This is a genomic window from Streptomyces sp. NPDC089799 (assembly GCF_040684755.1).
In the GTDB taxonomy this organism is placed as follows: domain Bacteria; phylum Actinomycetota; class Actinomycetes; order Streptomycetales; family Streptomycetaceae; genus Streptomyces.
In genome coordinates, this window is sequence record NZ_JBFBGR010000033.1 from 65,094 (window position 1) to 91,526 (window position 26,433).

Genomic DNA, 26,433 nt, shown 5'->3' on the forward strand with positions numbered 1-26,433 from the left:
CTCATCCGGCGGATTGGGCAGGATTCAGGCGGAATCGACCGAGTCCCGCACCGGCACGACGGAGGCTCCCTCCGGTACCGCGGAGTCCCCCTCCCGTACGCCGGAGTCCCGCACCGGCACGCCAACGCCGTTGCCGTGCCTGAACAGCGCGCTCGGCCACCACATCCACCGCCCCACGTCCAGGGTCAGTGCGGTGACCAGCACCGAGCGGACGACCATCGTGTCCAGCAGTACGCCGAACGCCACCGCGAAGCCGAGCTCCGCCGCGAACACCAGCGGCAGCGAGGCCATCGCCGCGAAGGTGCCGGCCAGCACCAGGCCCGCGGAGGTGATCACACCGCCCGTGGCGGACAGCCCGAGCAGCGCACCTTGCCGCGTGCCGTGCACCAGTGTCATCTCCCGCACGCGTGTGACCAGGAAGATGTTGTAGTCGATGCCCAGCGCGACCAGGAACACGAAGGTCAGCAGCGGGAAGGAGGCTTCCGCCCCGGCGAAGCCGAATACGTGGTCGAACACCACGCTGCTCACGCCGAGGGCCGCCCCGAACGACAGCACCACCGTCGCCATCAGCAGCAGCGGCGCGACGATCGCCCGCAGCAGCAGTGCGAGCACGAGGAACACCACGAGCAGTACCAACGGGATGATCACCCGGGAGTCGCGGGCGGCCGCCTCCTGCGTGTCGAGGGCGACCGCCGTGTTTCCGCCGACCTGCGCGTCCGCACCCTCGACGCCGTGCACGGCGGCCCGGGCCGCCTCCACGGTGCGCATGGCGGCGGTGCTGCCGGGAGTGTCCGCGAGCTCGGCGAGCATGAGCGCCTCGCCGTCCTTGACAACCGGTGGGGAGACGTCCGCGACGCCCGGTACGGCGGACAGCACGGTCCGCACCCGTTCCGCCGCGGCGGCATCGGCCACCACGTGCACGGGGTCACCCGAGCCGGCCGGGAAGTGCCGGGCCTGGATCTCCTCGCCGACGGCCGACTGGGGCGTGGTGGTGAACTGGTCCTTGCTGGACAGCCCGTCGGCCGTGAGCCCGGACACGCCGAGCGCCATGATCCCCAGCACCAGCGCGGTGCCGACCCACACGACGCGCGGCCGCCGGGACACAGCCGTCCCGACCCGGTTCCAGATCCCGCCGGTGCTCTCGCCCGCAGACCCGTACGAAGGCTTCACCGGCCAGAAGATCCACCGGCCGCAGGCGACCAGCAGGGCCGGCATCAGGGTGACCATGGCGAGCAGCCCGACGAGGACGCCGACGGCGCAGGCCGGGCCCAGCCCCTGCGTGGAGTTGAGGGTGGCGAGCATCAGCAGCACCAGGCTGACCGCGACGGTCGCCGCACTGGCGACGATCGCGGGACCGGAGCGGTACAGGGCCTCCGCCATCGCTTCGTGCCGGTCCTCGTGACGGCGCAGCTCCTCCCGGTAGCGCGAGACGAGCAGGAGCGCGTAGTCGGTGGCGGCGCCGAACACCAGCACCGTCAGGACGAAGCCGGTCTGCTTGTTGACGGTGAGTCCGGCGTGCTTCGCCAGCAGGTAGATCACCGCTTCGGAGGTGACCAGGGCGCCGCCGGCGGTCAGCAGGGGCAGCAGCGGGAGCACCGGGCTGCGGTACGTGAACAGCAGGATCACGACCACGACGGCCGCGGTGATCGCGGTCAGCCCGCCCCCGCCACCGAAGGCGTCGATGGCGTCGGACGCGTGCCCGCCGGGCCCGGTGACATGGAACCCGAGCCCGTCCGCACCGGCACCGGCCCCCGTACCCCCTCCACCCACCTCGCCCATGGCGTCGACGACGGCGCCGATCCCTTCCCAGCCCGTCCGGTCCTTCCTTATCTGGACCACGGTCTGTACGGCCTTGCCGTCCCGGGACTTCACCGGCCCCTCGGGCTGCCCCACGACGTTCCTGATCCGGCCGAACGCCTCGGCATCGGACCGGGCCTTGGCCATGTCGGCAGCGGTGATGCCCTCGGGCCGGTCGTAGACCACGATCGCGGGCAGGGTGTCTGCGGGCAGGAACCGCTCGGCCCGTTCGACGACCCTCGTCGACTCCGCGTTGCCGGGCAGCCAGGCGGAACTGTCGTTCTCCTCCACGTCGCCGAGCTTGCCGGCCAGCAGCACGGCGGGAACCAGGAGCGCCGCCCAGAGGGCGAGGACGACCCACTTCGTCACCCTGCCCCCGGGCAGGGCGGCCAGCGTGCGCACCGGGGTCGGTGGGGAAAGGTTCATGAGGTCCTCCCGTCGTGGATGTGTTCCGAGCTGAGAGGGCACGGGCCCGCGGAGTGTGACACCCGCCCCGGAAATGTGACCCACGTCTCCTGCCGGCCCCGGATCACACCTCCCCTGAGCGCAGACTCCTACCATCGGACATGTACCTGACATCAATGGAGAACGAACGGCACCACACACCGAAGGGGCCGATCAGCACATGACGAAACCCGAGAACGCGCCGTACGGAACCGGGTACGGCGACGCCGCGACGTACGGCTACGACGTCATCATCAGCGGCGCGAGCCTGGCCGGCAGTGCCGCGGCGACCCTGCTCGCCCGGCGCGGCGTCCGGGTCGGACTGCTGGAGCGCCGCTCGGACCCGGAAGCGTACAAAGTGCTGTGCACCCACTCCATCACCGCCAACGCGTATCCGGTGCTGGACGAACTCGGCCTCGTCCCCGCCCTGGAGGAGGCGGGAGCCGTCCACAACGACGCCCGCTGGTACACCCGTTGGGGATGGATCGAGCCGAGACCGGCGTCGTCGGGTCCGGAGCTGCCGTACGCGTACAACGTCCGGCGCAGCGTCCTCGACCCGCTGATCAGGGCCCGTGCGGCGGAGACCCCCGGCGTCGACCTGCTGCTCGGCCACCGCGTGACCGGCCTGCTCCGGGAAGCTGGGCGAACCGTCGGCGTCATCGCCTCGACACCACGGGGCGAGCGCGAGATCCGGGCGCGCCTGGTGGTCGGCGCCGACGGCAAGGACTCGGCGGTGGCGAAGTCCGCCGGGGTTCCGGTCCGGCAGTTCGAGAACGCCCGCTTCGGCTATCTCGCGTCCTTCCGCAACCTTCCCCTCCCCGGCGGGATCGGCCAGACCTGGTTCCTCGAACCGGACATGGCCTACGCCTTCCCGAACGACGACGGGGTGACGGTCCTCGCGGTGCTCCCGGACAAGAAGCGGCTGCCGGCCTTCCGGGAAGACCTGGAGGGCAGCTTCCTCGCCTTCGTCCGGGCCCTGCCGGAGGCACCTCCCATCGACTCCGCCGAACGCATCACGAAGATCATCGGCTTGGTCGACTACCCGCTGCACACCCGTAGGCCGACCGCCCCCGGCCTCGCCCTCGTCGGCGACGCCGCGCTGACCGGCGATCCCCTGTGGGGAGTGGGCTGCGGGTGGGCACTCCAGTCGGCGCAATGGCTGGCGGAGGCGGTCGCCCCGGCGGTGACCGGCCGGGCCGGCGACCTCGACGGCGCCCTCGCGGCGTACGCCCGCACCCACCGGCGCCGCCTGCGCGGCCACCAGTACCTGGCCGCCGATTTCGCCACGGCCCGCCCGTTCAACCCCCTCGAACGCCTGATGTTCTCGGCGGCGGCCCGCGACGATGCCCTGGCCCGGCACATGCACCTGTTCGCCTCCCGCCTGATCGGCCCGCGGCAGTTCCTGAACCCCGCCGCCATGGCCAGGGCGGCCGCCGTCAACCTCAGACACCGCCGCTGACCGAGATCGGGACCGGGGTCGCCGACCACGCTTGATCACCGGTGGGCGTCATCGGGTGGTGCCTCCGAAGACGGACGACCCCTGGTCGGGATCGCGATCCGGTACCGGTACGCGTTGCGCGACGCAGTCGAGTCGTGCGACTCACTCCTGCCCGGGGCCGACATCCGCAAGCGCGGCTCCCAGCCGACGTGCACCCTCGGTCAGCTCGGCGAGATCGGCCGTCGCGGCGAACCCGATACGCAGGTGAGCCGCCGGCTGCTCCGTGGCGAAATAGCGACTGCCGGCGCTCACGGCGACGCCGCGTTGCCGGGCGGCCCCGGTGAGGACCGCGTCGTCCACGCCCGACGGCAGGCGAACCCACAGGTGCAGTCCGCCGGTGGGCAACCCGGCCAAGGTCGCGCCGGGGAGCTCCTGCGTGACCGCGGCTGCCAGTACGGCGCTCCGCTCCCGCAGCGCCGCTCCGAGCGAGCGGACGTGCCGGTCCCAGGAGGGGGAGCTGAGCACTTCCAGGGCGGCTTCCTGGAGCGGGCGCGTGACGAAGAAGTCGTCGACCAGGCGCACCGCCCGCATGCGCTCCATGACGGGCCCGCGGGCCACCAACGCCCCGATCCGCAGGCTCGGTGCGGCGGGCTTGGTGAGGGAGGTGACATGGACGACCGTGCCGTCGCGGTCGTCGGCGACCAGTGTCCGCGGCACGGTGCCGCCGTGTCCCAGGTGCCGTGCGAAGTCGTCCTCCAGCACGAACGCGCCCGAGGCGCGCGCCACATCGAGGATCTGGCGGCGCCGTTCGGGCGTGATCACGGTGCCGGTCGGGTTCTGGAAGGTCGGCTGGCAGTACAGCAGTCGCGCGCCGGTCATCGCGAACGCGTCGGCCAGCAGGTCGGGCCGCAGTCCGTCGGAGTCGAGCGGTACCGGAACGGGCCGCAGCCCTGCGGCGCGGGCGGCGGCCAGGGCCCGGGGATAGGTGGGGGACTCGACCAGGACCGGGCTGCCGGGCCCGGCGATGGCCCGGAACGCGATCGACAGGGCGCTCTGCCCGCCCGCGGTGACCAGCACGTCCTCCGGCGCCACGCTGCCGCCGACGATCCGGGCGAACACGGTGCGCAGCGCCATCAGGCCGCCGGCCGGGGCGCGGTCCCAGGCGTCCGGACGGCGTGCCGCCCGCGCCAGCGCAGCGCTGAGGGCCCGGGTGGGCTGGAGGGATCGGTGCACGTAGCCGCCGTCCATCGCGATCGTCCCGGCCGGCGGCGGGCCGAGCGGGTCGGCGATCAGGTGGGTGTCGACGGCGCGGTCGGTGAGGGCGACCGTCTGCCAGGACGTGTCGGTGGAACCGGCTCCGTCGTGGAGCCGGGTGCGCTGTGCCACGTACGTCCCACTGCCCGGACGGGTCACCACGACGCCTTCGGCGGCCAGCGCGGCAATGGCGCGCGCCACGGTCGCAGGGCCGACCCGGTACTCCTTGATCAGCTCCCGGCTGCTCGGCAGCCGGTCGCCGGGCGACAGCCGGGAGAGCAGTGCACGGAGGCTGTCGGCCAACTCCCCAGAAGTGCTACTGTCGTTCATGAGAGACAACAGTAGCGCTTCTGGTCCTGGTCAGGAAGCACTTCGGCTGGACGTCGCCGCCCTGCGGGCCGACACCCCGGGGTGCCGCCAGGTCATCCACTTCAACAACGCGGGCTGCGGACTGCCGGCGGCCCCGGTCCTCGACGCGATGATCGGCCATCTGAACCTCGAAGCCCGGATCGGTGGTTACGAGGCCTCGGCCGCCCGAGCCGCCGAAGTCCGCGCGTTCTACACGGAGATCGCCGCCCTCATCAACACCACCCCCGACAACATCGCCTTCGCGGGCAGTGCCACCCATGCCTACGCCAACGCCCTGTCGTCGATCCCGTTCGAGGCCGACGACGTCATCCTCACCACCCGCGACGACTTCATCTCCAACCAGATCGCCTTCCTCTCCCTGCGCAAGCGATTCGGCGTGCGCATCCTCCACGCGCCCAATACCCCCGAGGGCGGGCCCGACGTGGAGGCGATGGCCGCGCTGATGCGGATCCACCGCCCCCGCCTGGTGTCCGCCACCCATGTCCCCACCAACTCGGGCCTCGTCTCGCCCGTCGCGGAAATCGGCCGCCACTGCCGGGAGCTGGACCTGCTCTACCTCGTCGACGCCTGTCAGTCGGTGGGCCAGTTCGTCATCGACGTGGAGGAGATCGGCTGCGACCTCCTCACCGCCACCTGCCGCAAGTTCCTCCGCGGCCCGCGCGGTTCCGGATTCCTGTACGTATCCGATCGCGTCCTGCGCGCGGGCTACGAACCGCTGTTCATCGACATGCACGGGGCCCGCTGGACCGAGCCGGGCGGCTACGAGCCCGTGGCGACGGCGGCCCGGTTCGAGGAGTGGGAGTTCCCGTACGCCACGGTGCTCGGCAGTGCCACCGCGACGCGCTATGCCCGCGAGGTCGGCATCGAGGCCATCGAGCAGCGCACCCCGGCACTCGCGGCCCGGCTCCGCGACCGGCTCGCACCGGTTCCGGGGGTGCGCGTGCTCGACCGCGGCCCGCGTCTCGCCGCGCTCGTCACCTTCGGGGTATCGGGCTGGCAGCCGCAGCCGTTCAAGGCGGCCATGGACGCCCGCGGCATCAACTCGGCGCTCAGCTTCCGCGAGTTCGCACAGTTCGACTTCGGGGACAAGGACGTCGACTGGTGCCTGCGCCTGTCGCCGCACTACTACAACACCGAGGAGGAAGTGGACCACGTGGCGGACGAAATAGCCGACCTCGCCGGCCGGGTACGGCGATGACCCCCACGCAGACACGCACCGAGGAGCCGTCCACGAAGAGCCTCTGGCGCAACGGCGACTTCCTCAAGTTCTGGCTCGGCGAGACCCTCTCGCTGCTCGGCACCCAGGTCACGAGCCTTGCACTGCCGCTGACCGCCATCACCGCCTTCAACGCCACCGACGAGCAGGTCGGCGTCCTGCGGTTCCTGCAGCTCGTCCCGTACCTCGGGCTCGCCCTGGTCTTCGGGGTATGGGTGGACCGGGCCCGACGGCGGCGGATCATGCTCGTCGCCAACCTCGTTCGGATGGTCCTGCTGGCTCTCGTCCCCGTCCTGTACTGGACGGACGTGCTCGGCATGGGCTCGCTGCTGGTGATCGCCTGCGCCGTCGGCGTCGCCTCGGTGCTGTTCGACGTGAGCTGGATGTCGTACGTGCCCACGCTCGTACGCGATCCCGGGCACTATGTGGAGGCCGGCGCGAAGATGGGGATGAGCTCGTCGGCGGCCGATGTGGCAGGGCCCGGGCTCGCGGGTGTCCTGGTCGGCGCCCTCACCGCGCCCGTGGCGCTGATCGTCGACGCGTTCTCGTATCTGGTGTCCCTGATCTCGCTGCTGCTCATCCGCACCCCCGAGCCCCGTCCCGAACCGCCGACCGCACGACGGCACCTGCCGACCGAACTCCGGGACGGCTTGCGCTGGGTGCTGGGGAACCGGGTTCTGCGGTCACTGGCCCTGATCGGGTTCTGCTGCAACTTCTCCATGATCACCGTATGGACGATGTTCCTGCTGTACGGAACACGCGACCTGCACCTGGACCCGACGACCCTCGGTGGCATCTTCGCCACTGCCTCCGTGGGCGGCCTCATCGGCGCGGCGATCTCCCGCAAGGTCATCCGGCGCTTCCGGCTCGGCCTTGTCTACCTCGTTGCCCAGTCGGCCCTCCTCATCGGCCCCACGCTGATCGTCCTGGCCGCCGGCTCCCGGCCGGTGATGGTGGGGATGTTCGTCCTCTCCTTCTTCACCACCTACCTCGGACTCGGCGTCGCCGGCGTCGTCATCGTCAGCCTGCGCCAGGTCAGCACCCCGCAACCGATGATGGGCCGGATGACGGCGGTCTTCCGTACCCTGCTGTTCGGCGGCGGCGCACTCGGGGGCCTGTTCGCGGGTCTCCTGTCCGGCTGGATCGGCGCCCGGGGGGCGTTGACCGTTGCGGCGATCGGCTCCGCCTCCGTGCTGATCGCGCTCGTCCGGTCCCCGGTGAGCCGACTGCGCGGCCTGCCGCCGGCACCGGAAGGACCCGTCGCGGCGGCAACGGGCGGGCAGCCCGCCGGCTGATGTGGAGCACGTCGAAGGGCCCCACCGCGAAACGGTGGGGCCCTTCGGCGACGTGCCCGGCGAGTGCACTGGCGGAGGATGCTTCGCGCTTCCGGGTTTTCGGGAATTGCGGACAGGCTTTGACCTGAATGGTCGATAGCGTTTGGGTATGGCTTCCACGACGGATCAGGTACTCGGTTCCCGCGCGTTGAACCGCGCCACGCTCGCCCGGCAGCTGCTGCTGCAGCGTTCCGGGATGTCCGCCCGCGATGCCGTGGGTCACCTCGTCGGGCTGCAGGCGCAGAACGTGAAGCCGCCGTACTACCAGCTGTACGCCCGGCTGGAAGGGTTCCGGCCCGAGCAGCTGTCCGGGCTGATGGAGTCGCGGGAGGTGGTGCGGATGGTCACCATGCGGTCCACCATCCACACCCATACGGCCGAGGACGCGGTGGCGCTGAGGGGGCTGGTGCAGCCCGCCCGCGACCGGGAGGTCGGTTACTTCCGCAAGGGGCTCGTGGGTGTGGACCTGGAGCGGCTGGCCGTGATCGCCCGCGAGCTGGTCGAGGAGCGGCCGCGCACCATGGCGGAGATCCGTACGGAGCTGGCCGTGCACTGGCCCGATGCCGATCCGCAGGCCCTGTCGGTCGCCGCCCGGTGCCGGCTGCCGTTGGTGCAGGTGACGCCGCGCGGGCTGTGGGGGCGTAGTGGCCAGGTCCGGCTGGCGTCGCTGGAGCAGTGGCTCGGGGAGGGCGCGAGTGCGCAGCCGTCCGGGGGAGGGGAGGCGGAGGCCCTCGACGTCCTTGACGACACCGTGCTGCGCTACCTGCGGGCCTTCGGGCCGGCTTCCGTCAGGGACATGCAGACCTGGGCCGGGATCACGCGGTTGAAGGAGGCGTTCGAGCGGCTCAGGCCGCAACTCGTCACCTTCCTGGACGAGGCCGGCACCGAGCTGTTCGACCTGCCCGATGCGCCGCGGCCCGACGAGGAGACGCCGGCCCCGCCGCGCTTCCTGCCCGAGTTCGACAACCTCCTCCTGTCCCACGCCGATCGCACCCGTGTCGTACCCGCCGAGCTCAAGGGCCGTTCCTGGAAGGGGAACCAGGCGTACTGCACCTTGCTCGTCGACGGGTTCCTGGCCGGTTTGTGGCGGCTCGATGACGTTTCCGAGGGGGAGGGACGGGTCGAGCTCACCGTGGAGCTCTTCGGGGAGGTGGGGAAGGAGCGGTTGGAGGAGATCGTCGCCGAAGGGGAGGCGATGCTCGCGACCATGGCCGGTGCCGGTGCCGGTGCCGGTGGGCGGGCTGTCGTGCGGTTCGGGGGCGTTGCCCGCTGAGCCGTTCGTACCGCGATCCGGCCCGGTCGGTCGCCCGGCCCCGCGCCGTACGTCCGTCAACACCCGGCTGACGCGGCACTGGTGGCACCTGCGTCCCGTTCGGCACGATGGTCGCGACCGTTCCGCCGCTCTCATCGTCGCCCGGAGTCAGGAGAGACACGTATGCGGGTACCCATGACTGTTGCCGACTTCCTCGACCGGGCCGAGCTCGGCTTCGCGTCCGGCCCGGGGGTGATCGACGAACCCGACCAGCCGGCGCAGCCGGTACCGCCGTCCACCTACGGGCGGCTGGGCGAGCGGGTCCGGGCCTGGCAGGCCGGCCTGGACGCGCTCGGGGTCGGCGAGGGCGAACGGGTGGCGGTGGTCAGCCACAACTCGGCGCGGTTGCTGGAACTGCTGTTCGCCGTGCCGATGAGCGGGCGGATCTGCGTACCCGTCAACTTCCGCCTCAAGCCGCAGGAAGTGGAGTACGTCGTCCGGCAGTCCGGCGCCTCGGTCCTGCTCGTCGACCCCGAGCTGGACGCGGACCTCGCCGGGATCGGCGCCCGCCACCGGTTCGTGCTCGGCGAGGAGACCGAGACCGCGCTGATGCGCTTCGGTACGGAGCCGCGCCCCTGGTCCCGCCCCGACGAGGACGCCACCGCGACGATCAACTACACCTCGGGGACCACGGCCCGCCCGAAGGGCGTGCAGCTCACCCACCGCAACATCTGGGTCAACGGGCTGACCTTCGGCCTGCACACCCGTGTGTGGGAACGCGACGTCTACCTGCACACCCTGCCCATGTTCCACTGCAACGGCTGGGGGATGCCCTACGTGATGGCCGGCCTGGGCGTGAAGCAGGTGGTGCTGCGCAAGGTCGACGGCGCCGAGATCCTGCGCCGGGTCGAGGAGCACGGGGTCACGCTGATGTGCGGTGCTCCCGCGGTGTGGAACGCGGTGCTGGCCGCGGCCGAGTCGTGGGAGGGCGAGATCCCCGGCCGCGACCGGGTGCGGATCGTCTGCGCGGGCGCCCCGCCGCCGAGCCGGATGATCCAGCGGGTGGGGGAGGAGCTGGGGTGGGAGTTCACCCAGATCTACGGCCTGACCGAGACGTCCCCGCTGCTCACCTTCAACCGGACCCGGCCGGCCGACGCCGGGCTGCCCGCCGAGGAGCGGGCGCACAAGCTGTCCCGGGCCGGGCTGCCGGCACTCGGGGTCAAGCTGAAGGTCTCCGACGAGGGTGAGGTCCTGGCCCGCTCGAACGTGGTGCTCGAAGGCTACTGGGACAAGCCGCAGGAGACCGGGGACGCCCTGGCGGACGGCTGGTTCCACACCGGCGACGGCGGTGCGGTCGACGGGGCCGACGGACACCTGACGATCTCCGACCGCAAGAAGGACGTGATCATCACCGGCGGGGAGAACGTCTCCTCGATCGAGGTGGAGGACACGATCTTCAGCCATCCGGCGGTCGCCGAGGTCGCCGTCATCGGTGTCCCGCACGAGAAGTGGGGCGAGACGATCAAGGCCCTGGTCGTCCTGGCCGAGGGCGCGAAGGCCGACGAGGCCGAGATCATCGCCCACTGCAAGGCGCGCATGGCCGGTTACAAGGCGCCGACCTCGGTCGAGTTCCGCGACGCCATCCCGCGGACCGCCACCGGCAAGATCCAGAAGTTCAAGCTCCGCGAACCGTACTGGTCGGGGCAGGACCGGCAGGTGAACTGAACCGAACCGAACCGAACCGAACCGGAACGGCCGGGCCCGGGCGGTTGCTCCGCCCGGGCTCACGCCGGCCTCCGGCCCGAGCACCGGGTCGGACCGGCAGGGGCGGACCGCCAGGGTCAGGCCGCCAGGGTCAGGCCGGCAAGGTCAGGCCGGCAGGTGCGCCTCGATCGCCGCGATGACCTCGGCGGACTCCGGCTCGGTGGTCGGGCGGAAGCGCGCCACGACCTCGCCCTCCGGCGAGATCAGGAACTTCTCGAAGTTCCACTTGATGTCGCCGGCCTCGCCGTCGGCGTCCGCGGTCTTCACGAGCTCCCGGAACAGCGGGTGCCGGTTCTCGCCGTTGACCTCGGTCTTCTCCAGCATCGGGAAGGTGACCCCGAAGCCGGCGGCACAGAAGGTCTGGATGTCCTCCGCCGTGCCCGGCTCCTGCTCGCCGAACTGGTTGCACGGCACGCCGATCACCGTGAAGCCCTTCTCGGCGTACTTGAACTGCAGCCGCGCCAGCCCCGAGTACTGCGGGGTGAGCCCGCACTGCGACGCGGAGTTGACGAGCAGGATCACCTTGCCCTTGTACGGCGCCAGGGTGGTCGGCTCGTCGTCCAGGGTGACCAGCGGGATGTCGTACAGGGTGCTCAAAACGTCTCCTCGGCGGAAAGCGGCCGGGCGGCCGGGGGGATTCCCCCGAACCATAGGGGATCATGCACGGTGACCGTGCGCCGCCTCACGCGCCCGTCGCGTAGAGCACGTCCGCCGGGTCGTTCATCGGCTGGGGCATCCCCGTGAGGTCCATGACGAACAGCGGTATGCCCAGCTCGTCCGCGCGGGCCCGCGCCTCGTCCGTATAGCCGGCCAGGGCGAAGTAGACGCTGGTCGCCGAGGCCGTCAGGCCGTTGAGCCAGACGCATTCCACCGCCCGCAGCCCGGCCGGGGACGTCGTCGGGTCCACCTGGGCGACCAGCCCGGGAGCCCGCAGGTCCACCGCCGCCGAGGGCAGCGGCCGCGCGTCCGGCTGCCGTACGTCGCGGAAGCCGAGCCAGCGCAGGTAGAGCGCGGCGGTGGCCACCGCGTCCCGGCCCGTACGGATGGTGACCGGCCGGAACGCGGGCCGCGGCACCGGCAGGGACGGGGTACCGCCCGGCGCCCCGGGCGCCGTCCCGCCCCGTCCACCCGTACCGCTCTGTCCGCCCTGTCCGTCTGGTCCGTCTGGTCCGCCCGGACCCGCCATCGCACCGCCGGCTCCGGGCCCCGCCCCGGGAGCCGGAGACCCGGCGGCCATCCCCTCGGCCATCCCCTCGGCCATCCCGTCGACCCCGCCGGCCCCGTCGGCGCCGCCGCCATCGGCCCGCAGCGGCCGGACCGGCACCAGGGACACCGTCCCGCACCCGCCGCAGCCCACCTCGGGCGCCGGCCACTCGCTCTCCCGGCCGCAGTTCCCGCACCGGACCGCCACCCACGTGTCGACCCACGTCCGGTGCGTCAGCGGCTGGGCGGCGCGGGTCAGGTCCAGTGGCGGGACCACCGGACTTCCACAGGCGCACGGGAAGACCGGCGGGGTGTAGCCGTTCTCCCTCAGACATGCCGGGCAGGGCACCGGGACCGTTTCCGCCATCCGTCCTCGAACCCCTCCCAGATCCCAGACCGTCGCTGTGCGTGGGTCCATGCTCCACCACCGGTGGCGGTCCGGGCGGCCGAGCCCCGGTTTTCGTTGAACTCACGGAGCGAAAGGTGGCATTTGGTGGGTTCCGGGGTGCCCCGCCACCTTGACGTGTGGGGGCGCGGCCCTTAGCTTGTTTCGTATAGCAGAACAAAACTTCCGGATTACGGAAACCCCCGGAAAAACAGCCTGACCGCAGGAGTACCGATGCCCCGTATGACCGCCGCTGCCGCGGCTGTGGAGATCCTCAAGCGCGAGGGAATTGACCAAGCGTTCGGCGTGCCCGGCGCGGCGATCAACCCCTTCTACCGTGAGCTCAAGAACGTCGGCGGCATCAGCCACACGCTCGCCCGCCACGTCGAGGGCGCCTCGCATATGGCGGAGGGTTACACCCGCGCCAAGGCGGGCAACATCGGTGTCTGCATCGGTACCTCCGGCCCGGCCGGCACCGACATGATCACCGGTCTGTACTCCGCGATCGCGGACTCGATTCCGATCCTGTGCATCACCGGCCAGGCCCCGGTCTCGAAGCTCCACAAGGAAGACTTCCAGGCCGTCGACATCGCCACGATCGCGAAGCCGGTCACCAAGGCCGCCACCACGGTCCTCGAGGCCGCCCAGGTCCCGGGTGTCTTCCAGCAGGCCTTCCACCTGATGCGCTCCGGCCGTCCCGGCCCGGTCCTCATCGACCTGCCGATCGACGTCCAGCTGACCGAGATCGAGTTCGACCCGGAGACCTACGAGCCGCTGCCGGTCTACAAGCCGTCCGCGACCCGCGCCCAGGCCGAGAAGGCCCTGAGCTTCCTGCTCGAGGCCGAGCGTCCGCTGATCGTCGCCGGTGGCGGCATCATCAACGCCGACGCCACCGACCTGCTGGTCGAGTTCGCCGAGCTGACGGGCATCCCGGTCATCTCCACCCTGATGGGCTGGGGCACCATCCCGGACGACCACGAGCTGGCCGCCGGCATGGTCGGTGTGCAGACCGCCCACCGCTACGGTAACGCGACCTTCCTGGAGTCCGACACCGTCATCGGTATCGGCAACCGCTGGGCCAACCGCCACACGGGTTACAACCTGGAGGCGTACACCAAGGGCCGCAAGTTCGTCCACGTGGACATCGAGCCCACCCAGATCGGCAAGATCTTCGCCCCGGACTACGGCATCGCCTCCGACGCCAAGGTCGCCCTGGAGCTCTTCATCGAGATCGCCAAGGAGTGGAAGGCCGCGGGCAAGCTCCCCGACTTCTCCGCCTGGGCCGCCTCGGCGCAGGAGCGCAAGGCCACCCTGCAGCGCCGTACGCACTTCGAGAACATCCCCATGAAGCCGCAGCGCGTCTACGAGGAGATGAACAAGGCGTTCGGCCCGGAGACCCGCTACGTCACCACCATCGGTCTCTCCCAGATCGCGGCCGCGCAGTTCCTGCACGTCTACAAGCCGCGCCACTGGGTCAACTGCGGCCAGGCCGGCCCGCTCGGCTGGACCATCCCGGCCGCCATCGGTGCCGCCACCGCGCAGCCCGAGACCCCGGTCGTCGCCCTCTCCGGCGACTACGACTTCCAGTTCATGATCGAGGAGCTGGCGGTCGCCGCCCAGCACAAGGTCCCCTACGTCCACGTCCTCGTGAACAACGCCTACCTGGGTCTGATCCGTCAGGCGCAGGGTGGTCTGGGGATCAACTTCGAGGTCAACCTCGAGTTCGAGAACATCAACACCCCGGAGATCGGCGTCTACGGCGTCGACCACGTCAAGGTCGCCGAGGGCCTGGGCGTCAAGGCGATCCGCGTCACCGACCCGGACAAGCTGGGCGAGGCCTTCGAGGAGGCCAAGAAGCTGGCGCAGGAGTTCCAGGTCCCGGTCGTCGTCGAGGCCATCCTGGAGCGCATCACCAACATCGCGATGAGCAAGACGGTCGACATGAGCGACGTCACCGAGTTCGAAGAGCTCGCGACCGAGCCGGGCCACGCCCCGACCGCCATCAAGTCCCTCCAGGTCTGATCCCCGGGATCCGACCCGAAGGACTGAACACGCCACGGCGGCCCCGGCGGGCCCCCTGAGCACCGGACGGCCCCCGTCCCTCCCCCTGGGAGGAGCGGGGGCCGTTCCGCTTTCCCGGGGCCCGGTGCCCTTCTTCTCCCTTCTCCTACGCCGCTGCGGGCGCTCTGCGCCGGGCCACCAGGGCGGCGGACACGGTGACGGTCGCCGACAGCGCGGCCAGGACCGTGATCGCGGTGCCCGGGCCGGCGTACTGGGCCAGGCCGCCGGCGGCCGCGGCGCCGATCCCCTGCCAGGTCATCCGGCCGGCCGACTCGACGCCCTGCACCTGCCCGCGGACGCCCTCGGGGGTCAGCGCGAGCAGCTGCTCCTGCAGCGGGAGGGTCGCGGCGAACCCGGTGGCGGACACGAACACCGCCACCGTGAGCACCGGCAGCGGCGGGTGCAGGGCGAACAGCAGGCACGGCAGGGCGAGCAGCAGCCGGAGGGCGAGGACACAGCGCCGCCGCCGCTCGGCGGTGAGCAGCCGTCCCATGGTGAGGTCCCCGAGGAGCATTCCGGCGGACCCGGCGGCCAGGAGGGTGCCGGCGTGCCCGGGGGAGTAGGGGAGGAAGAGGGCCTCACAGCCGACGACCAGGCCGCCCGGCACCCACAGGTTCACCAGCAGGACGCGGCGGCCGGGGTGGGCGAAGAGCTCCCTGTTGGCCCGCAGGGTCTGCCGCAGCCCGGGGCGGCGGGCCGGCCGGATCGAGCGCTCCCGCACGCCGGCCGCCACGACGGCGAGTCCGAGTGCGGTCAGGGCCGCGGACAGGGCGAAGACCTGCTCAGGGCCCGTACGGCGCAGCAGCGCGGCGCCCGCGGCGAACCCGAGCACCGCCGTGGCGCCCGAGGTGACGTTCATCAGCGAGCGGGCCGCCACGTACGCGGAGGCGGGGACGGCTTCGGTGAGCAGCCCCATCCGGGTGCCGGTCGCCAGGGACTGGAAGAAGCCCAGGAGCAGCAGCAGGGCGAACCTGGCGGTCAGCGGCAGCCCGGGGACGGCCTGGGCGGTGACACCGGCCAGGGAGAGGCCCTGGAGCGCGAGGAGGGTGCGGCGGGGACGCTTCCCGTCGGCCACCGACATCAGGGTCAGGGCGCCGAGCACGGTCGCGAAGGTGGCGCCGTACATGCTCACGGCGGTCAGGAACGGGGAGCGGGTCTGGCGGCTGACGAGGGTGCCGAGTGCGAAGCCGGACAGGGTGCCGGCGGCCACCGTCAGCGTGAAGCTCACGTAGAGGCCGGTGAACTCCCTGTTGCGGAGCAAGGACCGGTACGAGGCACGGGAGCGGGTGTCGGCGGGGTCATGGGTACAGGAGGGCATGAAAAAAGCCTCCGGACGGCCGCGGTGAGGCGGGTCCGAAGGCTGACGGGCGGACGCATTCTAGGCACACGCACCACGGAGCGGGCAACACCGTGAAGTGCCGGAGGAAGCACAGAAAAGGAAGCACAGAAAAAAGCGCCGAGTCACGGGACCGTCCGTGACTCGGCGCTGGCTCGGGAGGTGTTGCCGCCCGACGGGGCGAGGCTGGCGCGACAGGACGTTCGCTCCGCCGGGCGGGGTACGTGTTCCCGTGCTCCTGCAAAGGGGCTTCTGTGCGTGGCCCCTGTACAGGAGGACAGGACGTTCGACTGGGACCGCGGTGGTGCCGACAGGACACCTTGGCTTCGTCTCCCTCAGGTCAAGAGACGGGCCGCTGGGCCTTTACCACCGCACTGGCTCGACACCACCGCGGTCCTCGTCATCCCATTGCCGTGAACCACCCCTCATCCGGGTCCGCGGCAGCGGGTGACACCCGGGGCCCGACCTCCCGTCGGGCCCCCGGTGCGTTCAAGAGGCTCAGGCGTCGCGCAGGGCGCGGACGGCCTCCTCGACGCGCTTGCCGTAGTCGGCGTCGGCGGCGTGGAAGTGAGCCAGGTTCTTCTCGATGACGTCCTCGCGGGAGACCTGCGAGAGACCGCCGGCGATGTTCGCCACCAGACGCTCCTTCTCGGCCTCCGACATCAGGCGGTAGAGCTCACCGGCCTGGAAGAAGTCGTCGTCCTTGGTGTGCGCCGGGGCGGCGTGGGTGCCCGTGTAGCCGGAGACGGCCTTCGGGGCGCCGAGGGCGACACCGGTCTCGGCCGGACCCTGGTACGAGTTGGGCTCGTAGTTCTTGTCCGTGCGCGAGCCGTTGCGGAGCGCCATGGCGCCGTCGCGGCCGTAGTTCTGCGCGGTGGTGGCCTTCGGGGCGTTGACCGGCAGCAGGGTGTGGTTCACACCGAGGCGGTAGCGCTGGGCGTCGGCGTACGCGAACAGGCGGCCCTGGAGCATCTTGTCCGGAGAGGCGGTGATGCCCGGGACGAAGTTGTTCGGGGAGAAGGCGGACTGCTCGACCTCGGCGAAGACGTTGTCCGGGTTGCGGTCGAGGACCAGGCGGCCCACGCGCTGCAGCGGGTAGTCGGCGTGCGGCCACACCTTGGTGAGGTCGAACGGGTTGAAGCGGTAGTCCGCGGCCTCGGCGGCCGGCATGACCTGGACGTACAGGGTCCAGCTCGGGTTCACACCGCGCTCGATGGCCTGCAGCAGGTCGGTCTGGTGCGAGTTCGCGTCCTTGCCGACGATCTCGGCGGCCTGCTCGCCGGAGAGGGAGCGGATGCCCTGGTTCGTCTTGAAGTGGTACTTGACGAAGAAGGACTCGCCCTCGGCGTTGGTCCACTGGTAGGTGTGGGAGCCGTAGCCGTTCATGTGGCGGTAGGAGGCCGGGATGCCGCGGTCACCCATCAGCCAGGTGATCTGGTGCGTCGCCTCGGGGGCGTGCGCCCAGAAGTCCCAGACGTTGTCCGGCTCCTGCTTGCCCGTGAACGGGTCGCGCTTCTGGGAGTGGATGAAGTCGGGGAACTTGATCGGGTCCTTGATGAAGAACACCGGGGTGTTGTTGCCGACGAGGTCGTAGTTGCCGTCCTCGGTGTAGAACTTCAGCGCGAATCCGCGCGGGTCGCGGACGGCGTCCGCGCCACCGAGGGAGTCGGCCACGGTGGAGAACCGCAGGAAGGTCTCGGTCTTCTTGCCGACCTCGGAGAGGAACTTGGCGGACGTCCACTGAGTGACGTCGTCGGTCACCTCGAAGTAGCCGTAGGCGGCGGAACCGCGGGCGTGGACGACACGCTCCGGGATGCGCTCACGGTTGAAGCGGGCCAGCTTCTCCAGGAGCTGCTGGTCCTGGATCAGGAGCGGGCCACCGACGCCGGCGGTGGCGGAGTTCTGGTTGTCGGCGACCGGAGCGCCTGACTCGGTCGTAAGCACGCGCTTCGACATGGTGACCTTCCGTGCGGGTAACTACTGACGGAAAGCCTTTTCCGCCATGCGGAGGAGCCTAGTTTCGGCTCGAACTCGACGTCAACAGTTTGTTGAAGAAAGATGAAGAGATGAGGTGATCCGGACGGTGCCGACGCCTGGGCGCGACAGGACAGGTGTCAGCGCCGGCACCATCCGGAAACTCAAGTCCCCTTACGGGGAGGGGTGGCGGGCCCACAGGGCCCGCTCAGGCCGTGCGGACGCTCAGATCTGGGCGCCGGAGAGGCGCTCGACGGCGCGCAGCAGGGCCGAGTGGTCCAGGCCGCCGTCACCCTGGGCGCGCAGCGAGGCGACCAGCTGGGCGACGACCGCGCCGACCGGGAGGGCCGCACCGACGTTGCGGGCGGCGTCGGTGACGATGCCCATGTCCTTGTGGTGCAGGTCGATCCGGAAACCGGGCTTGAAGTCGCGGTTCAGGAAGTTGTCCTTCTTGCGGGTCAGGACCGTGGAGCCGGCCAGACCGCCGTTGAGGACGTCCAGGGCGGCCTCGAGGTTCACGCCGGACTTCTCGAGGAAGACGACGGCCTCGGCGCACGCCTGGATGTTGACGGCGACGATGAGCTGGTTGGCGGCCTTGACCGTCTGGCCGGAGCCGTGCGGGCCACAGAGGACGATGACCTTGCCCAGCGCCTCGAGGATCGGGAGGGCCGCGTCGAAGTCGGCCTGCTCGCCACCCACCATGATGGAGAGGACGGCCTCGATGGCGCCGGCCTCGCCGCCGGACACCGGGGCGTCGATGACGCGGATGCCCTTCTCGGCGGCGTTCTTGGCCAGGTCGACCGAGGTCTGGGGGGTGATCGACGACATGTCGATGATGAGCGCGCCGGACTTGGCGTTCTCCAGGATGCCGGCGGGGCCGTAGTTGATGGCCTCGACCTGCGGGGAGGCGGGCACCATCGTGATGATGACGTCGGCGTCGGCGACGGCCTCGGCGATCGAGCCGGCCGCGGTGCCGCCGGCGGCGGCCAGGCGCTCCAGCTTGTCCTGCTCCAGGGTGAAGCCGGTGACCGAGTAACCGGCCTTCAGGAGGTTCTCGGACATGGGGGAGCCCATGATGCCGAGGCCGATCCACGCGATCTTGGGGAGGTTGCTCATGATGAGGTCCTTCTTATTGATGCTTGGTACGAAAAGTGCGACGGGTGCCTGGGCGTTCGCCCGGACTTCGTCCTCTTACTTGGCGGCGCGGGCCTCGGCCGGCAGCCAGTCGAAGGAGGCAGCGGCGTCGGCGGCCTTGTACTCCAGGCCGACGTAGCCCTGGTATCCGGCCTTCTTGAGCTGGTCGAGGAGGTCCTCGAGGGGCAGCTCACCCGTGCCCGGGGCACCCCGGCCCGGCTTGTCCGCGATCTGGACGTGGCCGGTCTTGGCGGCGTACTTTTCGATGACCTCGGAGAGGTCCTCATCGTTCATCGCCAGGTGGTACAGGTCGAGCAGGAACTTGGCGTTCCCCAGACCGGTCGCCTCGTTCACCTTGTCCACGACCTCGATCGCGGACGGGGCGCTCACCAGCGGGTAGAGCGGCGACTCGGGCTTGTTCAGCGTCTCGATCAGCAGGATCGCGCCGATGCGGTCCGCGGCGCGGGCCGCGATGACCAGGTTCTCCAGGGCGAGCTCGTCCTGGACAGCCGGGTCCACACCCTCGACGCGGTTGCCGTAGAGGGCGTTCAGCGCCTTGCAGCCCACCGAGGCGGCGAAGTCCGCGGCGACCTCGATGTTGGCGCGGAAGCGGTCCGACTCCTCACCGGGCACCGAGACCGCACCGCGGTCCGGGCCGGGGAGCTGGCCGGCGTAGAAGTTCAGGCCCACCAGCTGCGTGCCGGCGTCCTCAAGAGCCTTCTTGAGGGCGTCGAGCTCGTCCTGAGCGGGGGTGGGGGTCTCGATCCAGGGCCACCACAGCTCGACCGCGGTGAAGCCCGCCGCGGCAGCGGCCGCGGGGCGCTCCAGGAGCGGGAGTTCCGTGTAGAGGATCGAAAGGTTCACATCGAAGCGCTGGTCCGTGTATCCCATGAGGGGTATGCGCTCCTTCCGTATTGCGGAAGTTACTTTCTGCTTGATGGAAGGTTGCTAGTGAAGCGCCCGACTTGTCAAGTGGAGGCTCCCGCGAATTCCGTACGTCGGGGTAGCTTGACGGGGTGCGATTGAGAGTGGAGTTCACGACCGAGCCCTTCGACCTCGACGAGGCGCCCGCCCATGCGGTGGCCGCCCGCGAGGTCCTGCAGAAGGCACAGCTGGACACGGTGGACGTCGGGCCCTTCGGCAACACTGCCGAGGGCGAGTCGGACGCCCTGCTGGACGCGGTGTCGGCGCTGCTGCGCGACTCCCTGCGGGCGGGGGCCACCCGGGTCTCGATGCAGGTCAGCGTGATCCCGGGAGCCGGCGTGATCCCGGAGGACGGCGCATGACCGAGCCCCGCGACCACCCCTTCGTCGCCGCCGTGAAGCCGCTCGTCGACGCGATGGGCGGCGAGCTGATGGACCCCTCCCAGGCCCAGCCCGACGACGTGGTCCTGACCTGGGAGGGCGAGGACCTGCTGGCCGTACGGCTGCCGCAGCTCTCGGACTCGCTGGAGCACATCCTGGCTGCACTGGAGCGCCGGCACGGGATGCCGCTGGCCCAGCTGGACCGCAAGTCCAAGCAGGACGTCGTGCGCATACTGGAGGCGCGCGGCGCCTTCTCCGTGCGGCACGGGGTGGAGACCGTGGCCGGAGCCCTCGGTGTGAGCCGGTTCACGGTCTACAACTACTTGAACCGGGAGAACCCCAACAGGAACACCCGCGGGTGACCCCAAAGTCACTCACATTTCACCTAGAGTGACGAGCCGCCGCCCGATTCAACCGGGCGGCGGCTTTTGTGTACGGGAAGTTTCAACAAAGTGTTGACGTCCTGTTGTCGAAGGGCGTTAGCTACTCCCAGCCCGTCAATGCAACAAGGCCAGTGACACGGCCACGGAGGCTTCCCGTGACTTCGAGCACGACCCCGGGTATCACCCGGTTCAACACCTTGGACGACGCAGCGGCCACGGCCGAGCTGCACGAGGTGTGCGCCAGTTCGGCATGGGGCGGCAAGATGCTCGCCCAGCGCCCGTACGCCAACACCGAATCCCTGTTCGCCGCGAGCGACGCCGCCATGGCCGAGCTGACCACCGCGGACCTGGAGGAGGCGATGGCGGGCCACCCGCCGATCGGCCGGCCGAAGCCGGGTGACCCGACCTCCGCGCGTGAGCAGCGCGGCATGGCCGGCGCCTCCGAGGAGCTCAAGGCCGAGCTGCTCGAGCTGAACCTCGCCTACCAGGAGAAGTTCGGCCACGTCTTCCTGATCTGTGCCACCGGCGCCACCGGTGAGCAGATGCGGGACGCGGTCAAGGTCCGGATCGAGAACACCGACGAGGTCGAGCGGGAGATCGCCCGCGGGGAACTCGTCAAGATCAACCGGATCCGTCTGACCCGACTCGCAGAAGGAGAGTGACAAGCAGATGAGCACCGACACCACCGCCTCGGTGTCCACCCACATCCTGGACACCAGCATCGGCCGCCCCGCCGAGGGCGTCGCCATCACCCTGTCGGCCCGGAGTGGCTTCGACGCGGAGTGGGCGGCCCTGGGTGGCTCCGCCACCGATGCGGACGGGCGCTGCAAGGACCTGCCGGCACTGCCGGAGGGCACCACCCACGTGCGTCTCGACTTCGAGACCGAGACGTACTTTTCCAAGAAGCAAGCCGAGGCGCAGCAGGACGCCCCCCGCGTAAGGGACAGCGGTTCGTTCTTCCCCGAGGTGACCATCACGTTTGCGGTCAACCCCGGTGAGCACTACCACGTACCGCTGCTGCTCAACCCGTTCGGCTACTCCGTTTACCGAGGGAGCTAGCAGACATGACCACGATTCTCGGGCAGAACCAGTACGGCAAAGCTGAGAACCGCGTCGTCAAGATCACGCGGGACGGCGACACCCACCACATCAAGGACCTGAACGTCTCGATCGCCCTCTCCGGCGACATGGAGGACGTTCACCTGTCCGGCTCGAACGCCAACTGCCTGCCGACCGACACCACCAAGAACACGGTGTACGCGTTCGCCAAGGAGTACGGCATCGAGTCCGCCGAGCAGTTCGGCATCCACCTGGCCCGCTGGTTCGTCAACAGCCAGGAGGCGATCCACCGCGCGCGCATCCGGATCGAGGAGTACTCCTGGGACCGGATCGCCACCTCGGACGCCAACTCCAAGTTCATCGGCTCCGACGAGGTGAAGCACTCCTTCGTCCGCAAGGGCCAGGAGACCCGCGTCACCCAGATCACGTACGACGGCAAGAACTGGGAGGTCATCTCCGGCCTCAAGGACCTGGTCGTCATGAACTCCACCAACTCGGAGTTCTGGGGCTACGTGAAGGACAAGTACACGACCCTGCAGGAGGCGTACGACCGCATCCTGGCCACCCAGGTGTCGGGTCGCTGGCGCTTCAACTGGTCGGACGACGAGCAGCGCATGCCGAACTGGGACAAGTCCTACGAGTCCGCCAAGAAGCACATGCTCGAGGCGTTCGCGGAGACCTACTCCCTGTCGCTGCAGCAGACCCTGTTCCAGATGGGTTCGCGCATCATCAACCACCGTTCGGAGATCGACGAGGTCCGCTTCTCGCTCCCGAACAAGCACCACTTCCTGGTCGACCTTGAGCCGTTCGGCCTCAAGAACGACAATGAGGTGTACTTCGCCGCCGACCGTCCGTACGGTCTGATCGAGGCCACCATCCTCCGTGACGGCGCCGAGGCGCGCATCCCGGTGGACATGACCAACCTCTAAACACCGGTAGAGGAAGGTCCCGCCGCGTCCCGGGGCTCCGCAGTGGCCCCGGGGCGGGGTATCCCCCACCCAGACTTCCTGTATTCGGCACCCGGCGTATCACACGGGGCGACAGTACTGTCAGCTGTCAAGGCCCCCGGCTCCGGTACTCAAATTCCTGGGCCCTGCCGTGCCCGCACCGCCACTGAAAGCACGAGGAAGCCCCCATGGCTGCATCGGCAAACACTGACAGCACGGTCGCAACTCCTGACGGCTCGGTCGAGCGCATCGTCATCGAGAACTGCGCAATCGCGACCGTCGACGCCCACGACACCGAGTACGCCTCGGGCCACGTCGTGATCGCCGGCAACAAGATCGAGGCCATCGGTGCGGGCAGCGCCCCCGAGAACCTCAAGAACGTGGTCCGCCGCATCGACGGAACCGGGCACCTCGTGACTCCCGGTCTGGTCAACACGCACCACCACTTCTACCAGTGGATCACGCGTGGCCTCGCCACCGACCACAACCTCTTCAACTGGCTCGTCGCCCTGTACCCGACCTGGGCGCGCATCGACGAGCAGATGGCCTACTCGGCCGCGCAGGGTTCGCTGGCCGCGATGGCCCGCGGCGGTGTCACCACCGCGATGGACCACCACTACGTCTTCCCCAAGGGCGCAGGCGACCTCTCCGGCGCGATCATCCGCGCCGCCTCCGAGATGGGCGTCCGCTTCACCCTGGCCCGCGGCTCCATGGACCGCAGCGAGAAGGACGGCGGCCTGCCGCCGGACCACGCCGTCGAGACCCTAGAGGGTGCGCTGGCCGACACCGAGGCGACGGTCAGGAAGTTCCACGACGCCTCCTTCGACTCGATGACCCAGGTCGCGGTCGCCCCCTGCTCCCCCTTCTCGGTCTCCACCGAGCTGCTGAAGCAGGGCGCCGAGCTGGCCCGCCGCCTCGGTGTGCGCATGCACACGCACGGCAGCGAGACCGTCGAGGAAGAGAAGTTCTGCCACGAGCTCTTCGGCATGGGCCCGACCGACTACTTCGAGTCGACCGGCTGGCTCGGCGAGGACGTGTGGATGGCGCACAGCGTCCACATGAACGACTCCGACATCGCCGCCTTCGCCCGTACGAAGACCGGTGTCGCGCACTGCCCGTCCTCCAACGCCCGTCTGGCCGCCGGCATCGCCCGTGTCCCGGACATGCTGGCCGCCGGCGTCCCGGTCGGCCTCGGTGTGGACGGCACCGCCTCCAACGAGTCCGGCGAGCTGCACACCGAGCTGCGCAACGCGCTCCTGATCAACCGCCTGAACCCGGTGCACCGCGAGGCGGCGCTCAACGCGCGCCAGTCCCTGCGCCTGGGCACGTACGGCGGCGCCCAGGTCCTGGGCCGCGCCGACAACATCGGCTCGCTCGAGGTCGGCAAGCTCGCCGACCTCGTGCTCTGGAACCTCAGTACCTTCCTGCACTCCTCGATCGCCGACCCGGTCACCGCGCTGGTGTTCGGCGCGGCGGCCCCGGTGACGGCTTCGTTCGTCAACGGCAAGCAGATCGTGGAGAACAACCGCCTGATCACCGCAGACGAGGACGCGATCGCCGTGTCCACCCGCGAAGAGGCCCAGCGCCTCGCGCGGATCGCCGCGCAGGGCTGATCTCAGGAATCCGGCCGGGGGGGACGGCCCCCGGCCGGTGGCCCTGGACCCGAGCGGGGTCCGGGGCAGCCGTTCCCCGGTTCGCGCCGCAGTTCTCCACTGCGGCGCGAACCGGGGGCGGTGAAATCGTGTGGTGGATCCTTCGCCTTCGGCGTGTGGCATGCCTCTGACAACCCATGGAAATCACCCGTCCAGGCCAACCCGGCGAAATCAACCGAACGGACCAAACAGAACAAGTTGCCTTGGGCGACTGCCCTCTCACTCCCGAGCCGTACCTGTACCTGCATCACCTCCCTGACACCCGCGTCATCTGCCGACGTGTTAACCGACCGGAGGAAGTCCCCCGTGGCCGCACAACCCAGGTTCCGCAAGCAAGCCACCGAAATACCGGCGGAGACGCATCCGGTCGACGAGACCCTGCCGCCGCTGAAGATGTTCACCAGCGGTCTCCAGCACGTCGCCGCCATGTACGCGGGCGTCGTCGCACCGCCCATGATCGTCGGCCCGGCGCTTGGCCTCTCCGCCAAGGAGACCGCCTTCCTGATGGGCGCCTCCCTCTTCACCGCCGGACTCGCCACCCTCCTCCAGACCCTCGGGTTCTGGCGGATCGGAGCCAGGCTCCCCTTCGTCAACGGCGTCTCCTTCGCCGGCGTGACCCCGATGATCGCCATCGGCAAGGGGGAGGGCGACAACGCCATCCCCGTCATCTTCGGCGCGATCATCGTCGCCGGCCTCCTCGGCTTCCTCGCCGCCCCCTACTTCGGGAAGCTCGTCCGCTTCTTCCCGCCCGTGGTCACCGGTACGGTCATCCTGCTGATCGGCGTCTCGCTGCTCCCGGTGGCCTTCCGATGGGCCCAGGGCGGCAACGCCCAGGCCGCCGATTACGGCTCCGTGAAGAACATCGGGATGGCGGCGCTGACCCTGGCCATCGTGCTGCTGATGCGCAGGTTCCTGCGCGGATTCCTGCAGCAGATCGCGATCCTGCTCGGCCTGGTCGCCGGAACACTGATCGCGCTGCCGCTGGGCATGACGAACTTCGACGCGCTCCGGGACGCCGACCTGGTCGGCTTCCCGACGCCGTTCCACTTCGGCGCCCCGCAGTTCCAGGTCGCCGCGATCATCTCCATGTGCATCGTCATGCTCGTCTGCATGACCGAGTCCACCGCGGACATCCTCGCCCTCGGCCGGATCGTGGGCCGACCCGCGGACGAGAAGACCATCGAGGGCGGCCTGCGCGCCGATGCGCTCGGCAGCGTGCTCAGCCCCGTCTTCAACGGCTTCATGTGCAGCGCTTTCGCGCAGAACATCGGCCTGGTGGCGATGACCAAGGTGCGCAGCCGGTTCGTGGTCGCGGCCGGCGGCGGCATCCTGATCCTGCTGGGTCTGTGTCCGGTCGCCGCGTCGGTGATCGCCCTGGTCCCGCTGCCGGTGCTGGGCGGCGCGGGCATCGTCCTCTTCGGCTCGGTCGCGGCCAGCGGCATCCAGACCCTGGCGGCCGCCGCGATGGAGAAGGGCGAGAACGCCCTGATCGTGGCCGCCTCGGTGGGCATCGGCCTGATCCCGATCGCCGCGCCCGACTTCTACCACGCCTTCCCCGAGGACCTGCTGGTCGTACTCGACTCGGGCATCAGCACCGGCTGCGTGGTGGCCATCCTGCTCAACCTGGCGTTCAACCACATGGGGAGCGGGAGCGACAGCCGCAGGGGTGCTGGTGCTGGTGCTGGTGCTGCTGACGGTGCCGGTGACGGCGGAGCCGTCGTCACGCCTGAGACCGTGGCGGTGCATTGAGTTTGTGCGTGCATTGAGCTTGCGTGCGCGTGCGCACGCGCATGGACACGCAAGCGCGTGCATGCGCAGGCTTGCGTAGAGGCCATACGGCGGTACGTACGTCACCCACTGCGGGCGTGACGTGCGTGCCGCCGTATCCGTGTTCGGGGCAGCGACCGGACTCCGTCGGGACGGGATCATCGGGCCTGGCGGGGTGTGGGTGTGCAGTGGCTCCGCCTGGGCGGAATCGCGGGGGTGCCCGGGGGCTGCCCGTCAGTCCTCACTGTCCTTCCGTGCCGGCCGTCGGCGTCAAGGGCGCTCCTTCGTCGCGTCGGCAAGCCGATGGCCCGTTGGGCCACCCTTGACCCCGACGACCGTCACGGAACGACAAGGACTGTC

21 protein-coding genes are annotated in these 26,433 nt (G+C 70.1%); 13 read left to right on the forward strand and 8 right to left on the reverse strand.

Features of this window, described 5'->3' with window-relative positions; all coding sequences use genetic code 11:
• Positions 1-24: 24 nt before the first annotated feature.
• Complete coding sequence (locus AB0O36_RS29145; protein WP_365115331.1) at positions 25-2,223, reverse strand: MMPL family transporter; 2,199 nt, start codon at positions 2,221-2,223, stop codon at positions 25-27.
• Positions 2,224-2,422: 199 nt separating this feature from the next.
• Between AB0O36_RS29145 and AB0O36_RS29150 the strand changes: the two genes are divergently transcribed.
• Positions 2,423-3,700 (forward strand): NAD(P)/FAD-dependent oxidoreductase, encoded by a 1,278-nt coding sequence (locus AB0O36_RS29150; RefSeq protein ID WP_365115333.1) that lies wholly within the window; start codon positions 2,423-2,425, stop codon positions 3,698-3,700.
• Positions 3,701-3,841: 141 nt separating this feature from the next.
• On the opposite strand, the gene AB0O36_RS29155 is transcribed toward AB0O36_RS29150, so the two are convergent.
• Positions 3,842-5,263 (reverse strand): PLP-dependent aminotransferase family protein, encoded by a 1,422-nt coding sequence (locus AB0O36_RS29155; RefSeq protein WP_365115334.1) that lies wholly within the window; start codon positions 5,261-5,263, stop codon positions 3,842-3,844.
• Here AB0O36_RS29155 and AB0O36_RS29160 point away from each other — a divergent pair.
• The 4 genes from AB0O36_RS29160 (at position 5,262) to AB0O36_RS29175 (ending at position 10,829) form a co-directional block, all read left to right on the forward strand.
• Positions 5,262-6,500 (forward strand): aminotransferase class V-fold PLP-dependent enzyme, encoded by a 1,239-nt coding sequence (locus tag AB0O36_RS29160; protein WP_365115335.1) that lies wholly within the window; start codon positions 5,262-5,264, stop codon positions 6,498-6,500. The two genes, AB0O36_RS29155 and AB0O36_RS29160, sit on opposite strands and share 2 nt — an antisense overlap.
• A complete protein-coding gene (locus AB0O36_RS29165) occupies positions 6,497-7,813 on the forward strand; it encodes an MFS transporter (protein WP_365115336.1) in 1,317 nt (438 codons plus the stop codon). The genes AB0O36_RS29160 and AB0O36_RS29165 overlap by 4 nt, the downstream gene beginning before the upstream one ends.
• 148 nt (positions 7,814-7,961) lie before the next feature.
• A complete protein-coding gene (locus AB0O36_RS29170) occupies positions 7,962-9,125 on the forward strand; it encodes a winged helix DNA-binding domain-containing protein (protein WP_365115338.1) in 1,164 nt (387 codons plus the stop codon).
• Between the two features lie 162 nt (positions 9,126-9,287).
• Positions 9,288-10,829, forward strand: coding sequence for an AMP-binding protein (locus tag AB0O36_RS29175; RefSeq protein WP_365115340.1), 1,542 nt, complete (start codon positions 9,288-9,290; stop codon positions 10,827-10,829).
• Positions 10,830-10,973: 144 nt separating this feature from the next.
• Here the strand turns inward: AB0O36_RS29175 and AB0O36_RS29180 are convergent, their stop codons facing one another.
• Together AB0O36_RS29180 and AB0O36_RS29185 are read right to left on the reverse strand one after the other, a co-directional pair.
• Entirely contained in the window at positions 10,974-11,465 is a 492-nt protein-coding gene (locus AB0O36_RS29180) for a glutathione peroxidase (RefSeq protein ID WP_365115341.1), read from the reverse strand.
• A gap of 85 nt (positions 11,466-11,550) precedes the next feature.
• Complete coding sequence (locus AB0O36_RS29185; RefSeq protein ID WP_365115343.1) at positions 11,551-12,438, reverse strand: hypothetical protein; 888 nt, start codon at positions 12,436-12,438, stop codon at positions 11,551-11,553.
• 252 nt (positions 12,439-12,690) lie between these two features.
• On the opposite strand from AB0O36_RS29185, the gene gcl reads away from it, so the two are divergent.
• Positions 12,691-14,478 carry a glyoxylate carboligase gene (gene gcl, locus AB0O36_RS29190; RefSeq protein ID WP_365115344.1) on the forward strand — a complete coding sequence of 596 codons (1,788 nt, stop codon included), beginning with the start codon at positions 12,691-12,693 and terminating at the stop codon, positions 14,476-14,478.
• Positions 14,479-14,623: 145 nt separating this feature from the next.
• Here the strand turns inward: gcl and AB0O36_RS29195 are convergent, their stop codons facing one another.
• The 4 genes from AB0O36_RS29195 to AB0O36_RS29210 form a co-directional block, all read right to left on the reverse strand.
• Complete coding sequence (locus tag AB0O36_RS29195) at positions 14,624-15,835, reverse strand: MFS transporter (protein ID WP_365115345.1); 1,212 nt, start codon at positions 15,833-15,835, stop codon at positions 14,624-14,626.
• 516 nt (positions 15,836-16,351) lie between these two features.
• Positions 16,352-17,809 carry a catalase gene (locus AB0O36_RS29200; RefSeq protein WP_365115347.1) on the reverse strand — a complete coding sequence of 486 codons (1,458 nt, stop codon included), beginning with the start codon at positions 17,807-17,809 and terminating at the stop codon, positions 16,352-16,354.
• 243 nt (positions 17,810-18,052) lie between these two features.
• Positions 18,053-18,943, reverse strand: coding sequence for a 2-hydroxy-3-oxopropionate reductase (locus AB0O36_RS29205; protein ID WP_365115349.1), 891 nt, complete (start codon positions 18,941-18,943; stop codon positions 18,053-18,055).
• Between the two features lie 75 nt (positions 18,944-19,018).
• The gene (locus tag AB0O36_RS29210) at positions 19,019-19,852 is read right to left on the reverse strand and encodes a TIM barrel protein (RefSeq protein WP_365115350.1); all 834 of its coding nucleotides are present in this window, start codon (positions 19,850-19,852) and stop codon (positions 19,019-19,021) included.
• A gap of 125 nt (positions 19,853-19,977) precedes the next feature.
• Here AB0O36_RS29210 and AB0O36_RS29215 point away from each other — a divergent pair, with 125 nt between their 5' ends.
• The 7 genes from AB0O36_RS29215 to AB0O36_RS29245 all read left to right on the forward strand — a co-directional run bounded on the left by AB0O36_RS29215 (position 19,978) and on the right by AB0O36_RS29245 (position 26,055).
• Positions 19,978-20,247: a hypothetical protein gene (locus AB0O36_RS29215; RefSeq protein ID WP_365115352.1), complete on the forward strand. Its 270-nt coding sequence runs from the start codon at positions 19,978-19,980 to the stop codon at positions 20,245-20,247.
• Complete coding sequence (locus AB0O36_RS29220; RefSeq protein ID WP_365115354.1) at positions 20,244-20,627, forward strand: helix-turn-helix domain-containing protein; 384 nt, start codon at positions 20,244-20,246, stop codon at positions 20,625-20,627. Before AB0O36_RS29215 ends, AB0O36_RS29220 begins: the two co-directional genes overlap by 4 nt.
• Positions 20,628-20,803: 176 nt before the next feature.
• Positions 20,804-21,310, forward strand: coding sequence for a 2-oxo-4-hydroxy-4-carboxy-5-ureidoimidazoline decarboxylase (gene uraD, locus AB0O36_RS29225; protein WP_365115355.1), 507 nt, complete (start codon positions 20,804-20,806; stop codon positions 21,308-21,310).
• Between the two features lie 7 nt (positions 21,311-21,317).
• On the forward strand, positions 21,318-21,707 hold the full coding sequence (uraH, locus tag AB0O36_RS29230; protein WP_365115356.1) for a hydroxyisourate hydrolase: 390 nt from the start codon (positions 21,318-21,320) through the stop codon (positions 21,705-21,707).
• A gap of 5 nt (positions 21,708-21,712) precedes the next feature.
• Positions 21,713-22,636 carry a factor-independent urate hydroxylase gene (pucL, locus tag AB0O36_RS29235; protein ID WP_365115358.1) on the forward strand — a complete coding sequence of 308 codons (924 nt, stop codon included), beginning with the start codon at positions 21,713-21,715 and terminating at the stop codon, positions 22,634-22,636.
• Positions 22,637-22,842: 206 nt separating this feature from the next.
• Positions 22,843-24,267 carry an 8-oxoguanine deaminase gene (locus tag AB0O36_RS29240; protein ID WP_365115360.1) on the forward strand — a complete coding sequence of 475 codons (1,425 nt, stop codon included), beginning with the start codon at positions 22,843-22,845 and terminating at the stop codon, positions 24,265-24,267.
• Positions 24,268-24,699: 432 nt separating this feature from the next.
• Positions 24,700-26,055: a nucleobase:cation symporter-2 family protein gene (locus tag AB0O36_RS29245; RefSeq protein ID WP_365115366.1), complete on the forward strand. Its 1,356-nt coding sequence runs from the start codon at positions 24,700-24,702 to the stop codon at positions 26,053-26,055.
• Positions 26,056-26,433 lie beyond the last annotated feature (378 nt).

Bases quoted from the DNA above. Each gene is read 5' to 3' on its own strand.
- AB0O36_RS29145 (WP_365115331.1), bottom strand. From the start codon at position 2,223: ATGAACCTTTCCCCACCGACCCCGGTGCGCACGCTGGCCGCCCTGCCC.
- AB0O36_RS29150 (WP_365115333.1), top strand. From the start codon at position 2,423: ATGACGAAACCCGAGAACGCGCCGTACGGAACCGGGTACGGCGACGCC.
- AB0O36_RS29160 (WP_365115335.1), top strand. From the start codon at position 5,262: ATGAGAGACAACAGTAGCGCTTCTGGTCCTGGTCAGGAAGCACTTCGG.
- AB0O36_RS29155 (WP_365115334.1), bottom strand. From the start codon at position 5,263: ATGAACGACAGTAGCACTTCTGGGGAGTTGGCCGACAGCCTCCGTGCA.
- AB0O36_RS29165 (WP_365115336.1), top strand. From the start codon at position 6,497: ATGACCCCCACGCAGACACGCACCGAGGAGCCGTCCACGAAGAGCCTC.
- AB0O36_RS29170 (WP_365115338.1), top strand. From the start codon at position 7,962: ATGGCTTCCACGACGGATCAGGTACTCGGTTCCCGCGCGTTGAACCGC.
- AB0O36_RS29175 (WP_365115340.1), top strand. From the start codon at position 9,288: ATGCGGGTACCCATGACTGTTGCCGACTTCCTCGACCGGGCCGAGCTC.
- AB0O36_RS29185 (WP_365115343.1), bottom strand. From the start codon at position 12,438: ATGGCGGAAACGGTCCCGGTGCCCTGCCCGGCATGTCTGAGGGAGAAC.
- gcl (WP_365115344.1), top strand. From the start codon at position 12,691: ATGCCCCGTATGACCGCCGCTGCCGCGGCTGTGGAGATCCTCAAGCGC.
- AB0O36_RS29195 (WP_365115345.1), bottom strand. From the start codon at position 15,835: ATGCCCTCCTGTACCCATGACCCCGCCGACACCCGCTCCCGTGCCTCG.
- AB0O36_RS29200 (WP_365115347.1), bottom strand. From the start codon at position 17,809: ATGTCGAAGCGCGTGCTTACGACCGAGTCAGGCGCTCCGGTCGCCGAC.
- AB0O36_RS29205 (WP_365115349.1), bottom strand. From the start codon at position 18,943: ATGAGCAACCTCCCCAAGATCGCGTGGATCGGCCTCGGCATCATGGGC.
- AB0O36_RS29210 (WP_365115350.1), bottom strand. From the start codon at position 19,852: ATGGGATACACGGACCAGCGCTTCGATGTGAACCTTTCGATCCTCTAC.
- AB0O36_RS29220 (WP_365115354.1), top strand. From the start codon at position 20,244: ATGACCGAGCCCCGCGACCACCCCTTCGTCGCCGCCGTGAAGCCGCTC.
- uraH (WP_365115356.1), top strand. From the start codon at position 21,318: ATGAGCACCGACACCACCGCCTCGGTGTCCACCCACATCCTGGACACC.
- pucL (WP_365115358.1), top strand. From the start codon at position 21,713: ATGACCACGATTCTCGGGCAGAACCAGTACGGCAAAGCTGAGAACCGC.
- AB0O36_RS29240 (WP_365115360.1), top strand. From the start codon at position 22,843: ATGGCTGCATCGGCAAACACTGACAGCACGGTCGCAACTCCTGACGGC.
- AB0O36_RS29245 (WP_365115366.1), top strand. From the start codon at position 24,700: ATGTTCACCAGCGGTCTCCAGCACGTCGCCGCCATGTACGCGGGCGTC.